This is a genomic window from Streptomyces sp. NPDC059003, assembly GCF_042740445.1.
In the GTDB taxonomy this organism is placed as follows: domain Bacteria; phylum Actinomycetota; class Actinomycetes; order Streptomycetales; family Streptomycetaceae; genus Streptomyces.
Genome location: NZ_JBHYJH010000012.1, coordinates 1 through 13,703, shown reverse-complemented (window position 1 = coordinate 13,703; position 13,703 = coordinate 1). Strand labels below are relative to the sequence as shown.

The 13,703-nt window shown below is 69.6% G+C and carries 15 protein-coding genes, 1 tRNA gene and 1 riboswitch; of the genes, 8 read left to right on the top strand and 8 right to left on the bottom strand.

The genetic code is table 11. The annotated features are described in order from the left end of the window. Positions 1–206 precede the first annotated feature (206 nt). Entirely contained in the window at positions 207–2,891 is a 2,685-nt protein-coding gene (locus tag ACFWZ5_RS07945) for a transglycosylase domain-containing protein (RefSeq protein ID WP_384802353.1), read from the top strand. 42 nt (positions 2,892–2,933) lie between these two features. On the opposite strand, the gene ACFWZ5_RS07940 is transcribed toward ACFWZ5_RS07945, so the two are convergent. The 3 genes from ACFWZ5_RS07940 to ACFWZ5_RS07930 all read right to left on the bottom strand — a co-directional run bounded on the left by ACFWZ5_RS07940 (position 2,934) and on the right by ACFWZ5_RS07930 (position 4,191). Next, the gene (locus tag ACFWZ5_RS07940) at positions 2,934–3,254 is read right to left on the bottom strand and encodes a DMT family transporter (RefSeq protein ID WP_384802350.1); all 321 of its coding nucleotides are present in this window, start codon (positions 3,252–3,254) and stop codon (positions 2,934–2,936) included. Positions 3,255–3,284: 30 nt separating this feature from the next. Next, a riboswitch (guanidine-III (ykkC-III) riboswitch) is annotated at positions 3,285–3,354 on the bottom strand. Positions 3,355–3,464: 110 nt separating this feature from the next. Continuing rightward, positions 3,465–3,767 carry a GroES family chaperonin gene (locus ACFWZ5_RS07935; RefSeq protein WP_383776943.1) on the bottom strand — a complete coding sequence of 101 codons (303 nt, stop codon included), beginning with the start codon at positions 3,765–3,767 and terminating at the stop codon, positions 3,465–3,467. 97 nt (positions 3,768–3,864) lie between these two features. Further along, positions 3,865–4,191 carry a DUF3618 domain-containing protein gene (locus ACFWZ5_RS07930; protein ID WP_384802347.1) on the bottom strand — a complete coding sequence of 109 codons (327 nt, stop codon included), beginning with the start codon at positions 4,189–4,191 and terminating at the stop codon, positions 3,865–3,867. Positions 4,192–4,322: 131 nt separating this feature from the next. Between ACFWZ5_RS07930 and bcp the strand changes: the two genes are divergently transcribed. From bcp to ACFWZ5_RS07910, 4 genes are all read left to right on the top strand, one after another. Next, positions 4,323–4,790 carry a thioredoxin-dependent thiol peroxidase gene (gene bcp, locus ACFWZ5_RS07925; RefSeq protein ID WP_384802344.1) on the top strand — a complete coding sequence of 156 codons (468 nt, stop codon included), beginning with the start codon at positions 4,323–4,325 and terminating at the stop codon, positions 4,788–4,790. Positions 4,791–4,912: 122 nt separating this feature from the next. Then, positions 4,913–5,557 (top strand): HNH endonuclease, encoded by a 645-nt coding sequence (locus tag ACFWZ5_RS07920; protein ID WP_384802341.1) that lies wholly within the window; start codon positions 4,913–4,915, stop codon positions 5,555–5,557. Beyond that, positions 5,554–6,228 (top strand): HNH endonuclease, encoded by a 675-nt coding sequence (locus tag ACFWZ5_RS07915; protein WP_384802338.1) that lies wholly within the window; start codon positions 5,554–5,556, stop codon positions 6,226–6,228. The genes ACFWZ5_RS07920 and ACFWZ5_RS07915 overlap by 4 nt, the downstream gene beginning before the upstream one ends. A 21-nt stretch (positions 6,229–6,249) precedes the next feature. Beyond that, positions 6,250–6,333: transfer RNA gene (locus tag ACFWZ5_RS07910), tRNA-Leu, on the top strand. Positions 6,334–6,379: 46 nt separating this feature from the next. Here the strand turns inward: ACFWZ5_RS07910 and rdgB are convergent. The 4 genes from rdgB to ACFWZ5_RS07890 form a co-directional block, all read right to left on the bottom strand. Then, positions 6,380–6,985 (bottom strand): RdgB/HAM1 family non-canonical purine NTP pyrophosphatase, encoded by a 606-nt coding sequence (gene rdgB, locus ACFWZ5_RS07905; RefSeq protein WP_384802335.1) that lies wholly within the window; start codon positions 6,983–6,985, stop codon positions 6,380–6,382. Between the two features lie 70 nt (positions 6,986–7,055). Next, positions 7,056–7,454 (bottom strand): hypothetical protein, encoded by a 399-nt coding sequence (locus ACFWZ5_RS07900; protein WP_384802332.1) that lies wholly within the window; start codon positions 7,452–7,454, stop codon positions 7,056–7,058. A 176-nt stretch (positions 7,455–7,630) separates the two neighbouring features. Continuing rightward, complete coding sequence (rph, locus tag ACFWZ5_RS07895; RefSeq protein WP_384802329.1) at positions 7,631–8,362, bottom strand: ribonuclease PH; 732 nt, start codon at positions 8,360–8,362, stop codon at positions 7,631–7,633. A 217-nt stretch (positions 8,363–8,579) separates the two neighbouring features. Further along, positions 8,580–8,813: a glucose PTS transporter subunit EIIB gene (locus ACFWZ5_RS07890; RefSeq protein WP_024756373.1), complete on the bottom strand. Its 234-nt coding sequence runs from the start codon at positions 8,811–8,813 to the stop codon at positions 8,580–8,582. A gap of 223 nt (positions 8,814–9,036) precedes the next feature. On the opposite strand from ACFWZ5_RS07890, the gene ACFWZ5_RS07885 reads away from it, so the two are divergent. Together ACFWZ5_RS07885 and ACFWZ5_RS07880 are read left to right on the top strand one after the other, a co-directional pair. Then, the gene (locus ACFWZ5_RS07885; protein WP_384802326.1) at positions 9,037–10,350 is read left to right on the top strand and encodes a PTS transporter subunit EIIC; all 1,314 of its coding nucleotides are present in this window, start codon (positions 9,037–9,039) and stop codon (positions 10,348–10,350) included. A 251-nt stretch (positions 10,351–10,601) separates the two neighbouring features. Beyond that, positions 10,602–11,852 carry a PTS transporter subunit EIIC gene (locus tag ACFWZ5_RS07880; RefSeq protein ID WP_384802323.1) on the top strand — a complete coding sequence of 417 codons (1,251 nt, stop codon included), beginning with the start codon at positions 10,602–10,604 and terminating at the stop codon, positions 11,850–11,852. 129 nt (positions 11,853–11,981) lie between these two features. Here ACFWZ5_RS07880 and ACFWZ5_RS07875 read toward each other — a convergent pair whose 3' ends face one another. Continuing rightward, on the bottom strand, positions 11,982–12,734 hold the full coding sequence (locus ACFWZ5_RS07875) for an MBL fold metallo-hydrolase (protein ID WP_384802320.1): 753 nt from the start codon (positions 12,732–12,734) through the stop codon (positions 11,982–11,984). Between the two features lie 413 nt (positions 12,735–13,147). On the opposite strand from ACFWZ5_RS07875, the gene ACFWZ5_RS07870 reads away from it, so the two are divergent. Next, entirely contained in the window at positions 13,148–13,576 is a 429-nt protein-coding gene (locus ACFWZ5_RS07870; RefSeq protein WP_384802317.1) for a type II toxin-antitoxin system PemK/MazF family toxin, read from the top strand. Positions 13,577–13,703 lie beyond the last annotated feature (127 nt).

The window sequence follows — 13,703 nt, the reverse complement described above, 5'->3', positions numbered from 1 at the left end:
GCCAGAAAGCACCCCGTACGGGCCAGAAAGCACCCCGTACGGGACAGGAAGCACCCCGTACGGGACAGGAGCAGCCCCGTACGGGCCACGCGCAGCCCAGGCGCGGCGCCGGGCCGCAGAGCCCCGCCGGAGCCCGGAACGGCGCCACCGGGGCCACCGGCGCCACCACCCCGCACGGCTCCCCCACCGACCCCGCCACCCAGCAGATCCGCCCGGTCACCGACCGCGCCGGCCAGCGGCGCGGGGCCACCGCGGCCAAAGGCGCCGCAGCCGGAGGCGCCGCAGCCGTCGGCGGGGCGGGCGTCGGCGGGGCGGGCGTCGGCGGGGCGGGCGTCGGCGCTGCCGCCGCCGCTTCCGGAGGCACCGCGTCCGCTCAAGGCGGGCCCGCCACCCAACGCCTCCGGCCCACGAGCGCCGAAGGCCCCGGCGCCCAGCACCGCGAGTCCGGCGGCGCCGAGCCGCAGGGCTGGGCGCCCCGCGAGCCCGAGGAACCCGCCGAAGCGGAACCGGCGACCGCCCCCGGCGAGGGCGGCGGCAAGAAGGGCAAGAAGCGCAAGCGGCCCAAGCGCAAGGGCTGGCGGCGGCTCATCCCCACCTGGCGGATGGTCCTCGGCTCCTTCATCCTGCTGATCCTGCTGGTCGTGGGCGCCTTCATGACGGGCTACATGCTCGTCAACATCCCGCCCGCCAACGCCATGGCGACCAAGCAGAGCAACGTCTACACCTACGCCGACGGCACCGAGATCGCCCGTGACGGCGAGGTCAACCGCGAGAACGTCCCCCTTTCGAAGGTTCCCAAGCACGTCCAGCACGCGGCGCTCGCCGCCGAGGACCGGGACTTCTACGGGGAGTCCGCCGTCGACCCGAAGGCGATGCTCCGCGCCGCCTGGAACACCGTCACCGGCAAGGGCAAGCAGTCCGGCTCCACCATCACCCAGCAGTACGTGAAGAACTACTACCTGGGCCAGGAGCAGACCGTCTCCCGCAAGGTGAAGGAGTTCTTCATCGCGATCAAGCTGGACCGCGAGGTGAGCAAGGACGACATCCTCCAGGGCTACCTGAACACCAGCTACTTCGGCCGCAACACCTACGGCGTGCAGGCCGCGGCCCAGGCGTACTACGGCAAGGACGTCGACGACCTGACCACGGCCCAGGGCGCCTACCTCGCGACGCTGCTCAACTCGCCGAACGCGTACGACGTCGCGACGCACCCGGAGAACAAGCCCAAGGCCATGGCCCGCTGGAACTACGTCCTCGACGGCATGGTCAAGGAGGGCTGGCTCGACTCCGCCAAGCGGCAGGGCATGAAGTTCCCGATGCCCGACCAGGCCAAGGGCGCGGCGGGCCTGTCCGGCCAGCGCGGCTACGTGGTCAAGGCCGTCGAGGACTACCTCATCCAGAACAAGATCGTCGACGAGGACACCCTCAGCAAGGGCGGCTACCGCATCACCACGACCCTGCAGAAGCCCAAGCAGGACGCCTTCGTGAAGGCCGTCGAGGACCAGGTGATGTCGAGGGTCGACAAGAAGGCCCGCAAGATCGACCGGAACGTGCGGGTCGGCGGCGCGTCCGTGGACCCGAAGACCGGCAAAGTCGTCGCGATGTACGGCGGCATCGACTACACCAAGCAGTTCATGAACAACGCGACCCGGCGCGACTACCAGGTCGGCTCCACGTTCAAACCCTTCGTGTTCACCTCGGCCGTGCAGAACGGCTCGACCACGCAGGACGGCCGCCCCATCACGCCGAACACCGTCTACGACGGCAACAACCGGCGCCCGGTCCAGGGCTGGGACGGCGGCTCGTACGCACCCGCGAACGAGGACGACGTCAACTACGGCGACATCACCGTGCGCGAGGCCACCGACAAGTCGGTCAACTCCGTGTACGCGCAGATGGCCGTCGACGTCGGCTCCGACAACGTCAAGGACACCGCGGTCGCCCTCGGCGTACCGAAGAACACCCCGGACCTGACCGCGTCCCCGTCCATCGCGCTCGGCCCGTCCACGGCCAGCGTCCTCGACATGACCGAGGCGTACGCGACGCTCGCCAACCACGGCAAGCACGGCACGTACACCATCGTCGAGAAGGTCACCAAGGACGGCCAGGAGGTCACGCTGCCCGAGCGCGAGACCCGCACCGCCGTCAGCCGCGAGGCCGCGGACACGACGACGTCGATCCTGCAGAGCGTCGTCGAGTCCGGCACCGGCACCAACGCGCTCGCCGCGGGCCGTCCCGCGGCCGGCAAGACCGGCACCGCCGAGAACGACAAGGCGGCCTGGTTCGCGGGCTACACCCCGGACCTCGCGACGGTCGTCGCGGTCATGGGCCAGGACCCGAACACGGCCGCGCAGACCCCGCTGTACGGGGCGCTCGGCGAGCCGCGCATCAACGGCGGCGGCTACCCGGCGAAGGTGTGGGCCCAGTTCACCAAGGAAGCCCTGGAAGGCAAGGCCGTCCAGGACTTCGACCTGGAGCTGGAGGCCGGCGCGGACCAGCCGGTCGCCCCCGACCCGTCCCAGTCCGCCGAGGAGCCCGACGAGGGCGACGACACCGGCGGCGCGACCGGCGGCGACGACGACACCGGCAAGACCGACGGCGGCACCGCGAACGGCGGCCAGACCGACGGCCAGGACCAGGGCGGCCAGACCCAGGGGCAGAACCAGGGCCCGACCGGAGGCCAGGACCAGGGCGGCCAGTCACAGGGCCAGAACCAGGGCTCGACCCAGGGTCAGGACCAGGGCCAGACCCAAGGACCCACGGGCGGCCCCACCGGAGGCACCGACGACGGCGGCGGCACCGCGGACGGCGGGGGCGGTGACCAGGGCGGCCCGGCAGGCGCCCTGGGCGGCCTCACCACCGGCACGAACGGCCGCGCCCGCGGCGACTGACGACGGACCCGGCCGGACCCCCGGCCGGGCCTCCCGCCGGACTCAGTGGCCGCTCGTCGCCTTCAGGCCGACGACGGCCACGAGCAGCAGACACACGAAGAAGATCCGCGCCGCGGTCGTCGGCTCGCCGAGGGCGACCATGCCGACCACCGCGGCACCCGCCGCACCGATGCCGACCCACACGCCGTACGCCGTACCGATCGGCAGCGACTTGGCCGCGTACGACAGCAGCACCATGCTCGCGACGATGCCCGCGCCGGTGAACACACTCGGCCACAGGCGGGTGAACCCCTCGGTGAACTTCATCCCGATCGACCAGCCCACCTCGAGCAGACCGGCGACGACCAGCAGGACCCAAGCCATGACGGCACCTCCGAAAACGTGACTTCAGGGGGTGCGTCGTCTTTGCGGGTCCCGGTACGGCGCGTCTCGTCGGGGTCCTTCCACGGTAGCAAAGGGCATGCAAAAGGGGCTGGTGACACCGGTCACCAGCCCCTGCGTCCGTACGGGCCCCACGAGTACGGGCACCCGCGGATCCCTACAGATCCCTGCGGAACAGATCCCTGCGGATCCCTACAGGTAAAGACCCGTCGAGTCCTCCGACCCCTCGAAGCGGTCCGCGGCCACCGCGTGCAGATCACGCTCACGCATCAGCACGTACGCCACGCCCCGCACCTCGACCTCGGCCCGGTCCTCCGGGTCGTAGAGAACCCGGTCGCCCGGCTCCACCGTGCGCACGTTCTGCCCGACCGCGACCACCTCGGCCCACGCGAGCCGACGGCCCACGGCCGCCGTGGCGGGAATCAGGATGCCGCCGCCGGAGCGCCGCTCGCCCTCGGAGGCGTCCTGGCGCACGAGCACGCGGTCGTGCAGCATCCGGATCGGCAGCTTGTCGTCATGGCTGCTTGATTCATGTGTCTTGGCGCTCACGCCCCGAACCTACCTGCCCGCGCGCGCCCTGTACGCCCCCGGGTCAGCCCTTGCGACGCCGGGAACCGACCGCGAGGAGCCCGACGACGCCCACCACGACGAGGGCCACCGGCACGATCCGCTCCAGGCGCGGGGCGCCGTCGTCCGCGACGAGCTGGCGCTTCACGTCGGAGACGAAGCGGTTCGCCCCGACGTAGGCCCGCCCGACGGTGTTGTCCACCTTCGCCGCGACCTTGGCCTTGGCGTCCCCGACGATCGTCGAGGGGTGGACCCGTACCCCGATCTCGTCCAGGGTCTCGGCGAGCTGCTCGCGCCGGCGCTTGATGTCCGCCTCGATCTGCGCAGGGGTCCTGGCATCCGCATCCGACACCGCGCTGCCTCCGTGGGGTGTGTTCCTGTACGTGGTCGCTCCACAGTCTGTCAGCTTCCGCCGCCCCGCACCCCACAGCACCCCCATTACGCTCGACACCGTCACCACCCCTTCTGCGAGGAGACCGAGAGATGAGCGAGCGACTCACGCCCGGCGACACGGCCCCGGCGTTCACCCTGCCCGACGCCGACGGCAAGGAGGTCTCCCTCGCGGACCACAAGGGCCGCAAGGTCATCGTGTACTTCTACCCGGCCGCCCTCACGCCCGGCTGCACCAAGCAGGCCTGCGACTTCACGGACAACCTGGACGTGCTCGCGGCCGCGGGCTACGACGTCATCGGCGTGTCCCCCGACAAGCCGGAGAAGCTCGCGAAGTTCCGCGAGAAGGAGAACCTCAAGGTCACCCTGGTCGGCGACCCGTCCAAGGCCACCCTGGAGGCCTACGGCGCCTTCGGCGAGAAGAAGCTGTACGGCAAGACGGTGACGGGCGTCATCCGCTCGACGGTGGTCGTCGACGAGCACGGCAAGGTGGAGCACGCCTTCTACAACGTGAAGGCGACGGGCCACGTGGCCAAGATCATCCGCGATCTGGGCGTCTAGCCCCGGCCAACGCCTCGGCCCGCCCGGAGCCGCACGCTCCGCATCCCGTGCGTGACTGTCCGATAGTCGGTTCGTTACTCCGTACGAGACCACGAACGAGTGGCCGGAATCGGAGGGGACCGATGGGGGCAAGCCCCTACACACGGGAGAGGCTGGCCGAGGCGGCGGCGTCTTCGGGGACGTTGTCGGAGGCGTTGGGGAAGTTGGGGGTGGATCCGAAGGGGCCGAGCCGCGAGTACATCCGGAACCGGATGAAGAAGCTGGGCGTGGACACGTCGCACTTCGTGCGGGAGAACGGGGCGCGGTGGACGCGGGAGGTATTGGAGCCTGCGGTGGCGGCGTCGAAGAGCGTGAACGACGTGCTGCGGTACCTCGAAATCGGGATCGTGGGCGGCTATCACACGCACATCAGCCGTCGCATCAAGGCGTATGGGATCGACACGTCGCACTTCAGCAAGCAGGCTCGGTCCGAGATGGTCCCGGACATCCGCAGGAGGCGCACCCCTGCGGAGATCTTGATCGTCGACTCCACCAGGCGTGTGCCCAACACTCGACTCAAGCGAGCCATGACAGAACTCGGTGTTGTCGAACGGTGCGCGCTGTGCGGAATCGGGCCGGAATGGCTGGGTGAACCGCTGCCGCTTGAGGTCGACCACATCGACGGCGACTGGAGCGACAACCGGATCGAGAACCTGCGGATGCTCTGTCCCAACTGCCACTCGACCACGGACACTTACCGGGGGCGCGGCAAGAAGAGGCGATCATGAAGGAGCCGCCGGTCCGCTACACGCGGGAGCTGCTGACGAAGGCGGCCGAGAACTGCTCGTCCATCGAAGAGGTCGTCGCATTCTTGGGGACGCGACCCTACCGGAGCCTCCACCGCCACCTGTTCAAACGGTTCGACCATTTCGGAATCGACGTAACACACCTCCGCCGCTGCAAGCGCAGCACCAGGCGGCACACACGGCCCGATGCGGCCTCTCTCCGTAAAGCCGTAGCGGAGTCCGAGTCCATCGCCGGGACACTTCGGGTCCTTGAGCGGCCGAACAACTCAGCGCAGCGGAGCATGCTGCGCGAGTGGATCGCCGAGGAACGAATAGACACATCCCATTTCCTCGGCCAGGCGCATCAACTGGGCAAACCGGGCACCACACCGAGGAAGACGGCTGAGGCCATCCTGGTCAAGCACGACGGCCAACGCCGAGCCCAGAGCTTCCTGCTCCGCCGCGCCCTGCGCGAGGTCGGCGTCTCCGAGCGTTGCGACAGGTGTGGGACCCCGCCCGAATGGAACGGGAAGCCCATGACCCTGGAGATCGACCACATCAACGGCGACTGGAGCGACGACCGGCGGGAGAATCTGCGGTTGCTGTGCCCGAACTGCCATGCGATCACCAGCACCTGGTGCAGAGGAGGGCAGCGGTCGAGAGGGAGGGCCTGACCGGTACCATGGCTAGCGCCCGCGGCGGTGGTGCAATGGCGACACGGCAGACTTAGGATCTGTGGCCCTTGATCGGGCTTGAGGGTTCGAATCCCTTCCGCCGCACATGAATGGCCTGCGAATCGAAAGTTGAATTCGCAGGCCATTACTGTCAGCCCAACAGCTCCCGCACCACCGGCACCAACGCCCTGAACGCCTCGCCGCGATGGCTGATCGCGTTCTTCTCGTCCGCCGTGAGCTCGGCGCACGTGCGGGTGTCGCCCTTGGGCTGGAGGATCGGGTCGTAGCCGAAGCCGTTCGTGCCGGACGGGGTGTGGCGCAGGGTGCCCAGGAGGCGGCCCTCGACGACGCGTTCGGTGCCGTCGGGGAGGGCGAGGGCCGCGGCGCAGAAGAAGTGGGCGCCGCGGTGGGCGTCGTCGGCGATGTCGCCGAGCTGGGCGAGGAGCAGGTTCAGGTTGGCCCGGTCGTCGCCGTGCCGGCCGGCCCAGCGGGCGGAGAAGATGCCGGGGGCGCCGCCGAGTACGTCCACGCACAGGCCCGAGTCGTCGGCGACGGCGGGCAGGCCGGTGGCCCGGGCGAGGGCGTGGGCCTTGAGGAGGGCGTTCTCGGCGAAGGTGACGCCGGTTTCCTTGACGTCGGGGACGTCGGGGTAGGCGTCCGCGCCGACGAGCTCGTGGTCGAGGTGCGCGTCGGCGAGGATCGCCCTGAGTTCGGTGAGTTTTCCGGCGTTGCGGGTGGCGAGGATCAGGCGGGTCATGGGACCAGTATCGGTCCCGTCGGCGGGACGTGATCGCCGGGCCGTCTCCTCGCCTCGCCCGCCCGCCGCGTCAGCTGGTGCAGGCCTTGGTGACCTTGCCCGCGGCGTCCACGACGGGGCTGAGGTCGGGGGTCTTGTCGCCGTCGTCGACGGCGTCCTCGACGTTGTCGACGGCCTTCTTCATCTCGTCGACGGCCTCGGTGATGTCCTTGTCGTCGTCGTGGTCCCTGCGGATGTCGTCGAGGTCGTCCCTGATCTTGTCGAACCGCTTCTCGGAATTCCGGTCGGGGTACAGGACCGCGTCCTGGGCCGCCTTCCGCAGGGCGTCGGCGCCGTCGGAGACGGCGTCGGCCGCCTTGACGCAGTCCACGGCGTCCTCGGGGTCGCAGGCCACGAGGCCGAGTGTCGCCGGGACGGCTATCAGTGCGGTGGTGATGGCGACGGTGATGCGCCGGTGACGCACGGCCATGGATGAGTCCTCCCGTTGTGCGGTGTGCGGGCACGTGGTTGTGCCCGCACGCTCCATACCCCAAAGAACGCCGGACATGAGGGGGACGGTTGCCTCGGGAGGTACTGAACTGCCGTGCGTCGGCCTCTACTTGGCTCGGCCTGACGCTACTTGGCGGTACTTGGCGCTGCTTCGCGCTACTTGGCCGAATCCAGTGCTTGACGCTGGAGCGCCGTCAGCTCGGCGCAGCCCGCGACGGCGAGGTCGAGGAGTGCGTTGAGTTCGTCGCGGGCGAAGGGCTCGGCTTCGGCGGTGCCCTGGACCTCGACGAAGCGGCCGTCGCCGGTGCAGACGACGTTCATGTCGGTGTCGGCCTTGACGTCTTCCTCGTAGGCGAGGTCGAGCAGGGGTACGCCGCCGACGATGCCGACGGACACGGCGCTGACGGTGCCGGTGAGGGGCTGGCGGCCGGGTTTGATGAGCTTCTTGCCCTGGGCCCAGGTGACGGCGTCGGCGAGGGCGACGTAGGCGCCGGTGATGGCGGCTGTGCGGGTGCCGCCGTCGGCCTGGAGGACGTCGCAGTCCAGGACGATGGTGTTCTCGCCGAGTGCTTTGTAGTCGACGACGGCGCGCAGGGAGCGGCCGATGAGGCGGGAGATCTCGTGGGTGCGGCCGCCGATCTTGCCGCGGACGGACTCGCGGTCGCCGCGGGTGTTGGTGGAGCGGGGCAGCATCGAGTACTCGGCGGTGACCCAGCCCTCGCCGCTGCCCTTGCGCCAGCGGGGCACGCCTTCGGTGACGGAGGCGGTGCAGAAGACCTTGGTGTCGCCGAAGGAGACGAGGACGGAGCCTTCGGCGTGCTTGCTCCAGCCGCGCTCGATGGTGATGGGGCGGAGCTGTTCGGGGGTGCGGCCGTCGAATCGAGACATGGCGTTGAGCCTAGCCTTTGAGCGGTTCCTCGGTTGCCGCGGTGCCGTGCGGGGCTGCCCTGGCTCGGGCTTGTCGCGCTGCGCGCTCGTCCTCAATCTCCCCCAAGCTCTTAAAGAGCAGGGGGTGCCCCCTCGACGGGCTTTTCATCCGCGCACGCGTGAAGGCCCCGCTCCGGTCGAGCGGAGCGGGGCCTTCAAAAACCAGCGGGAGCCGGTCTCACATCATGTCTTCGATCTCCGCCGCGATGGGGTCCGCGTCCGTGCCGATGACGACCTGGATCGCCGTGCCCATCTTGACGACGCCGTGCGCGCCCGCGGCCTTCAGGGCGGCCTCGTCGACCAGAGACGGGTCGTTGACCTCCGTGCGGAGGCGGGTGATGCAGCCCTCGACCTCTTCGATGTTGTCGAGGCCACCGAGCCCGGCGACGATCTTCTCAGCCTTGCTGGCCATTGGTTTCTCCCTGCTGTGAAAGGACGCGGCCTCAACACCGTAGGTCCGCTTTGTCACGGTAACGCACGGTTGGCCCATCTTCGCGGGCGGTCACGGCGGCCGTACTCAATCATGACGATCAAGGTGTCGCCCCTTGTGGGGGCGGTGCCGCGTACCCGTCCGCAACTGGTCTACACCAGTTTTCAACGACCGCCAAACCTGGCTGGTTCCGGGAGGAACGCCGATGAGTTCCGACGCCGCCGCGGTACCGCGGAAGAAGTGGTGGAACGGCCTCTTCCAGGGGCTGCAGAAGATGGGCCGCAGCCTGCAGCTGCCCATCGCCGTGCTGCCCGCCGCGGGCATCCTGAACCGGCTCGGCCAGCCGGACGTCTTCGGCGACGACGGGCTCGGCTGGACGAACGTCGCCAAGGTCTTCGCGGCGGCGGGCGGCGCGCTCCTCGACTCCTCGCTCGGCCTGCCGCTGCTCTTCTGCATCGGCGTCGCCATCGGCATGGCGAAGAAGGCCGACGGCTCCACGGCGCTCGCGGCGGTCGCGGGGTTCCTCGTCTACTACGCCGTGCTCCGCGCCTTTCCCGACGACTGCGCGGCGGGCGCCGACTTCGCGGGGGCCGGGATGTGGAGCGGGGTGTGCGTGGCCGAGGACGGCACGTCCGCGCAGGCCGCGTACCAGAATCCCGGGGTGTTCGGCGGCATCGTGATGGGGTTGCTCGCGGCCTGGTTCTGGCAGCGCTACCACCGCGTGCGGCTCGTCGACTGGCTCGGCTTCTTCAACGGCCGCCGGCTCGTGCCGATCATCATGGCCTTCATCGGGCTCGTCTTCGCAGGGCTGTGCGTCTGGGTCTGGCCGCCCATCGGTGACGGTCTGACCAGCTTCTCCAAGTGGCTGGTGGACCTCGGCTGGCTGGGCTCGGGCATCTTCGGCGTGGCCAACCGGGCGCTGCTCACGGTCGGCCTGCACCAGTTCCTGAACACGTTCGTCTGGTTCCAGTTCGGGGACTACACCAAGGCGGACGGCACGGTGGTGCACGGCGACATCAACCGGTTCCTCGCCGGGGATCCGACGGCGGGCCAGTTCACCACCGGCTTCTTCCCGATCATGATGTTCGCGCTGCCCGCGGCGGCCCTGGCGATCACGCACGCGGCCCGGCCCGAGCGGCGCAAGGTCGTCGGCGGCATGATGCTCTCGGTCGGCCTGACGTCGTTCGTCACCGGCATCACCGAGCCCATCGAGTACTCCTTCCTGTTCATCGCGCCGGTGCTCTACGCGATCCACGCGCTGCTCACCGGCGTCTCGATGGCGGTGACCTGGGCGCTCGGGGTCAAGGACGGCTTCAGCTTCTCGGCGGGCCTGATCGACTACGTCATCAACTGGAGCCTGGCCACGAAACCCTGGTTGATCATCCCGATCGGCCTGGCCTTCGCGGTCGTCTACTACGCCCTGTTCCGCTTCGTGATCCATAAGTTCGACCTGCCCACGCCAGGGCGCGAACCGGAGGAAGAGGCAAAGGCGTTGGACGCGGAGCAGACCAAGGCGTAGGCGTTTGAGCCCCGGGCTCCGGGGCGGAAGCGGAACCTCCGCGCGATACCCTCTACGAGGCCCTCGGACCCCATGGTCCGGGGGTCTTTCGTCGTGTTTGCGGCGCTATGGCCGACCCCACAGGAATCGCAGGTTCCTTATGTCGCCTTGACCGTGTTACAACAGGTCTACACCACTGAGTGGTGTAGACCACCTGGATGCTGTCGACCCCCCAACTGTCCCCCTGGCAGCACCCGCACATGGAGGAAGTCATGAGTACGGCCACCGCCAAGGCGGCGCCCGCGAAGAAGCGGGGCGCCGGCCTGTTGCAGGGTCTGCAGAAGGTGGGCCGCAGCCTGCAGCTGCCCATCGCCGTCCTGCCCGCGGCGGGCATCCTGCTGCGCCTCGGCCAGGACGACGTCTTCGGCAAGGACGGCCTGGGCTGGGGCAAGGTCGCCACGGTGTTCGCCAACGCCGGTGACGCCGTGTTCTCCAACATGCCGATGCTGTTCTGCATCGGTGTCGCGATCGGCTTCGCGAAGAAGGCGGACGGCTCCACGGCCCTCGCCGCGCTCGTCGGCTTCCTGGTCTACACGAAGGTCCTCCAGGCCTTCCCGGTCACCGAGCTGAAGATCACCAAGGGTGCCGACGTCGCCGCCACGTACAACGACCCCAAGGTCTTCGGCGGCATCATCATGGGCCTGATCTCCGCCGTGGTCTGGCAGAAGTTCCACCGCACCAAGCTGGTGGACTGGCTCGGCTTCTTCAACGGCCGCCGCCTGGTGCCGATCATCATGGCCTTCATCGGCACCGCCATGGGCGTCTTCTTCGGCCTGTGCTGGGGCCCGGTCGGCGACGCGATCACCAACTTCGGCGAGTGGATGACCGGCCTCGGCTCCATCGGCGCGGGCATCTTCGGCGTGGTCAACCGCGCGCTGCTCCCCGTCGGCATGCACCAGTTCGTGAACACCGTCGCCTGGCAGGAGATCGGCTCCTTCACCGACTCCGCCGGTGCCATGTGGCACGGCGACATCCAGCGCTTCATGCACGGTGACCCGACCGCGGGCCAGTTCATGTCCGGCTTCTTCCCGATCATGATGTTCGCGCTGCCCGCCGTCGCGCTCGCCATCACCCACACCGCCCGCCCCGAGCGCCGCAAGGTCGTCGGCGGCATGATGATGTCCCTCGCGCTCACCTCGTTCGTCACCGGCATCACCGAGCCGATCGAGTTCGCGTTCATGTTCATCGCCCCGGCCCTGTACGTGATCCACGCGATCCTCACGGCCGTCGCGATGACGGTCACCTGGGCGCTCGGCGTGCACCACGGCTTCACCTTCTCCGCCGGTGCGATCGACTACGTCCTGAACTGGAAGTTCGCCGAGAAGCCCTGGATGATCATCCCGATCGGCCTGGCGTTCGCGGCCGTCTACTACGTGGTCTTCCGCTTCGCGATCGTCAAGTTCAACATCCCGACCCCGGGCCGCGAGCCCGAGGAGGAGATCGAGGACCTGACGAAGGCGTAAGCCCTTCCCCGTACGCCGAAGGCCCCGGAACCGCACTGGTTCCGGGGCCTTCGTCGTCGTACTGCCGCCGCGTACGCCCGTCGTGCGGGCCGCTGCCGTATCGATACGCCTGGGGGCGGGCCCGGCGGCTCAGATCTCGTACGTCACTCCCGGCGCCGCGAGCTCCACGGGGCCCGCGAAGACGTCCCGGGCGTCGGCCAGGTTGACCTGGGCGTCCGTCCACGGCGGGATGTGGGTGAGCACCAGGCGGCGGGCGTCGGCGCGGCTCGCGGACTCGCCCGCCTCGCGGCCGTTGAGGTGCAGGTCCGGGATGTTCTCCTTGCCGTGCGTGAAGGCCGCCTCGCACAGGAACAGGTCGGTGCCCGCGGCGAGTTCGTCGAGTGCCTCGCACGGGCCGGTGTCTCCGGAGTACGTGAGCGACTTCCCGTTGTGCTCGACACGCAGGCCGTACGCCTCGACCGGGTGGCAGACCTTCTCCGTGCGCACCGAGAGCGGGCCGATGTCGAAGGCGCCCGGCTTGACCGTGTGGAAGTCGAAGACCTCGCTCATCGACGACGCGGACGGCGTGTCCGCGTACGCCGTGGTCAGGCGCTGCTCGGTGCCCTCCGGGCCGTACACCGGGATGGGCGCGCAGCGGCCGCCCTCGTGGCGGTAGTAGCGGGCCACGAAGTACGCGCACATGTCGATGCAGTGGTCGGCGTGCAGATGGCTGAGGAAGATCGCGTCGAGGTCGTACAGACCGATGTGGCGCTGCAGCTCTCCGAGGGCGCCGTTGCCCATGTCGAGCAGCAGCCGGAAGCCGTCGGCCTCGACGAGGTAGCTCGAGCAGGCCGAGTCCGCGGACGGAAACGACCCCGAGCAGCCGACGACGGTGAGCTTCATATAGCTGGAACCTCCGCGCTGGCGGTCGGGGGAAACGGGGGCGTGCGGTCCGTCGAGCGTAAGGCGCGAAACGGTGCCTCGCTCCTCCGTCGCGGGCCGTTGTGGGCGAAGTCACCGGTCACGTCACTCTTCCCCCGTAGTTCGGGGTGGCGGGCGTAACTCTTGAGGAGGGCTCCCGGGAGGGGGCCCGGTGCGGGTGGGACAGAGGTGGTGAGGAACGGCTGGGTGCCTCGGCCTCCGGGGGGATCATGGCGAGGGATGCGGGTCGGGCAGGGTGGCGGCGTCTCAACTGGTGGGTTCGGCTCGGTACCGCGCTCGCGGGCGCCGCCGCCGTCGCAGGCATCGCGTTCACCGGCATCGCCCCGTACCCCTAGGGGCGGCGGGTCGGCGGGTGCGCCGGTACCGTCGCTGGTATGGACACGTCCTGGTGGCTGGCCCTCGCCGCCGTCGTCGTGCTCGCGCTCGTGGTCACGCTCGTGGACGGGTGGGGCCGGGGGGCGCGGGGGGCGCGGCGGCGGGTGCGGCGGTCCCGTGGCGGGGGCGGGCCGGGGGTCGCGGAGATCTGGTGGGCGCGGGATCCGGACCCCGGTGGGGGTGAGCGGCCGTTTCTGGTGCTCGCCGTGCGGGGGGACGTGGTGCGGGTCGCTCGGATCGCGACGAAGTATCACGATGAGCGGGGTGGGGTGGTGCCGTTGCCGCCGGGGGCCGTGGGGGATGTGCGGGGGCGCGCCAGCTTTGTTGAGCCGGATGTGGTGCGGGAGCTGGGGGTGGGGGACTTTCGGCGGCGGGTGGGGGTGGTGGATCCGGTGTTGTGGGATCAGGTGCGGTACCTGGCGGGGTGAGGCCGTCGCGGGGGCGCCCCAGACCCGCCCCTTCCCGAACCAGGGGGGCTCCGCCCCCCCTGGACCCCCCGTTCATCGCGCTTCGCGCTCGTCCTCAAACGCCGGACGGGCTAAAACTTCTGCCGCA

Excerpts from the sequence above, each read along its gene's own strand:
- ACFWZ5_RS07940 (WP_384802350.1), bottom strand. The coding sequence starts at position 3,254 with ATGGCTTGGGTCCTGCTGGTCGTCGCCGGTCTGCTCGAGGTGGGCTGG.
- ACFWZ5_RS07935 (WP_383776943.1), bottom strand. The coding sequence starts at position 3,767 with ATGCTGCACGACCGCGTGCTCGTGCGCCAGGACGCCTCCGAGGGCGAG.
- bcp (WP_384802344.1), top strand. The coding sequence starts at position 4,323 with ATGAGCGAGCGACTCACGCCCGGCGACACGGCCCCGGCGTTCACCCTG.
- ACFWZ5_RS07920 (WP_384802341.1), top strand. The coding sequence starts at position 4,913 with ATGGGGGCAAGCCCCTACACACGGGAGAGGCTGGCCGAGGCGGCGGCG.
- ACFWZ5_RS07915 (WP_384802338.1), top strand. The coding sequence starts at position 5,554 with ATGAAGGAGCCGCCGGTCCGCTACACGCGGGAGCTGCTGACGAAGGCG.
- rdgB (WP_384802335.1), bottom strand. The coding sequence starts at position 6,985 with ATGACCCGCCTGATCCTCGCCACCCGCAACGCCGGAAAACTCACCGAA.
- ACFWZ5_RS07900 (WP_384802332.1), bottom strand. The coding sequence starts at position 7,454 with ATGGCCGTGCGTCACCGGCGCATCACCGTCGCCATCACCACCGCACTG.
- rph (WP_384802329.1), bottom strand. The coding sequence starts at position 8,362 with ATGTCTCGATTCGACGGCCGCACCCCCGAACAGCTCCGCCCCATCACC.
- ACFWZ5_RS07890 (WP_024756373.1), bottom strand. The coding sequence starts at position 8,813 with ATGGCCAGCAAGGCTGAGAAGATCGTCGCCGGGCTCGGTGGCCTCGAC.
- ACFWZ5_RS07885 (WP_384802326.1), top strand. The coding sequence starts at position 9,037 with ATGAGTTCCGACGCCGCCGCGGTACCGCGGAAGAAGTGGTGGAACGGC.
- ACFWZ5_RS07880 (WP_384802323.1), top strand. The coding sequence starts at position 10,602 with ATGAGTACGGCCACCGCCAAGGCGGCGCCCGCGAAGAAGCGGGGCGCC.
- ACFWZ5_RS07875 (WP_384802320.1), bottom strand. The coding sequence starts at position 12,734 with ATGAAGCTCACCGTCGTCGGCTGCTCGGGGTCGTTTCCGTCCGCGGAC.
- ACFWZ5_RS07870 (WP_384802317.1), top strand. The coding sequence starts at position 13,148 with ATGGACACGTCCTGGTGGCTGGCCCTCGCCGCCGTCGTCGTGCTCGCG.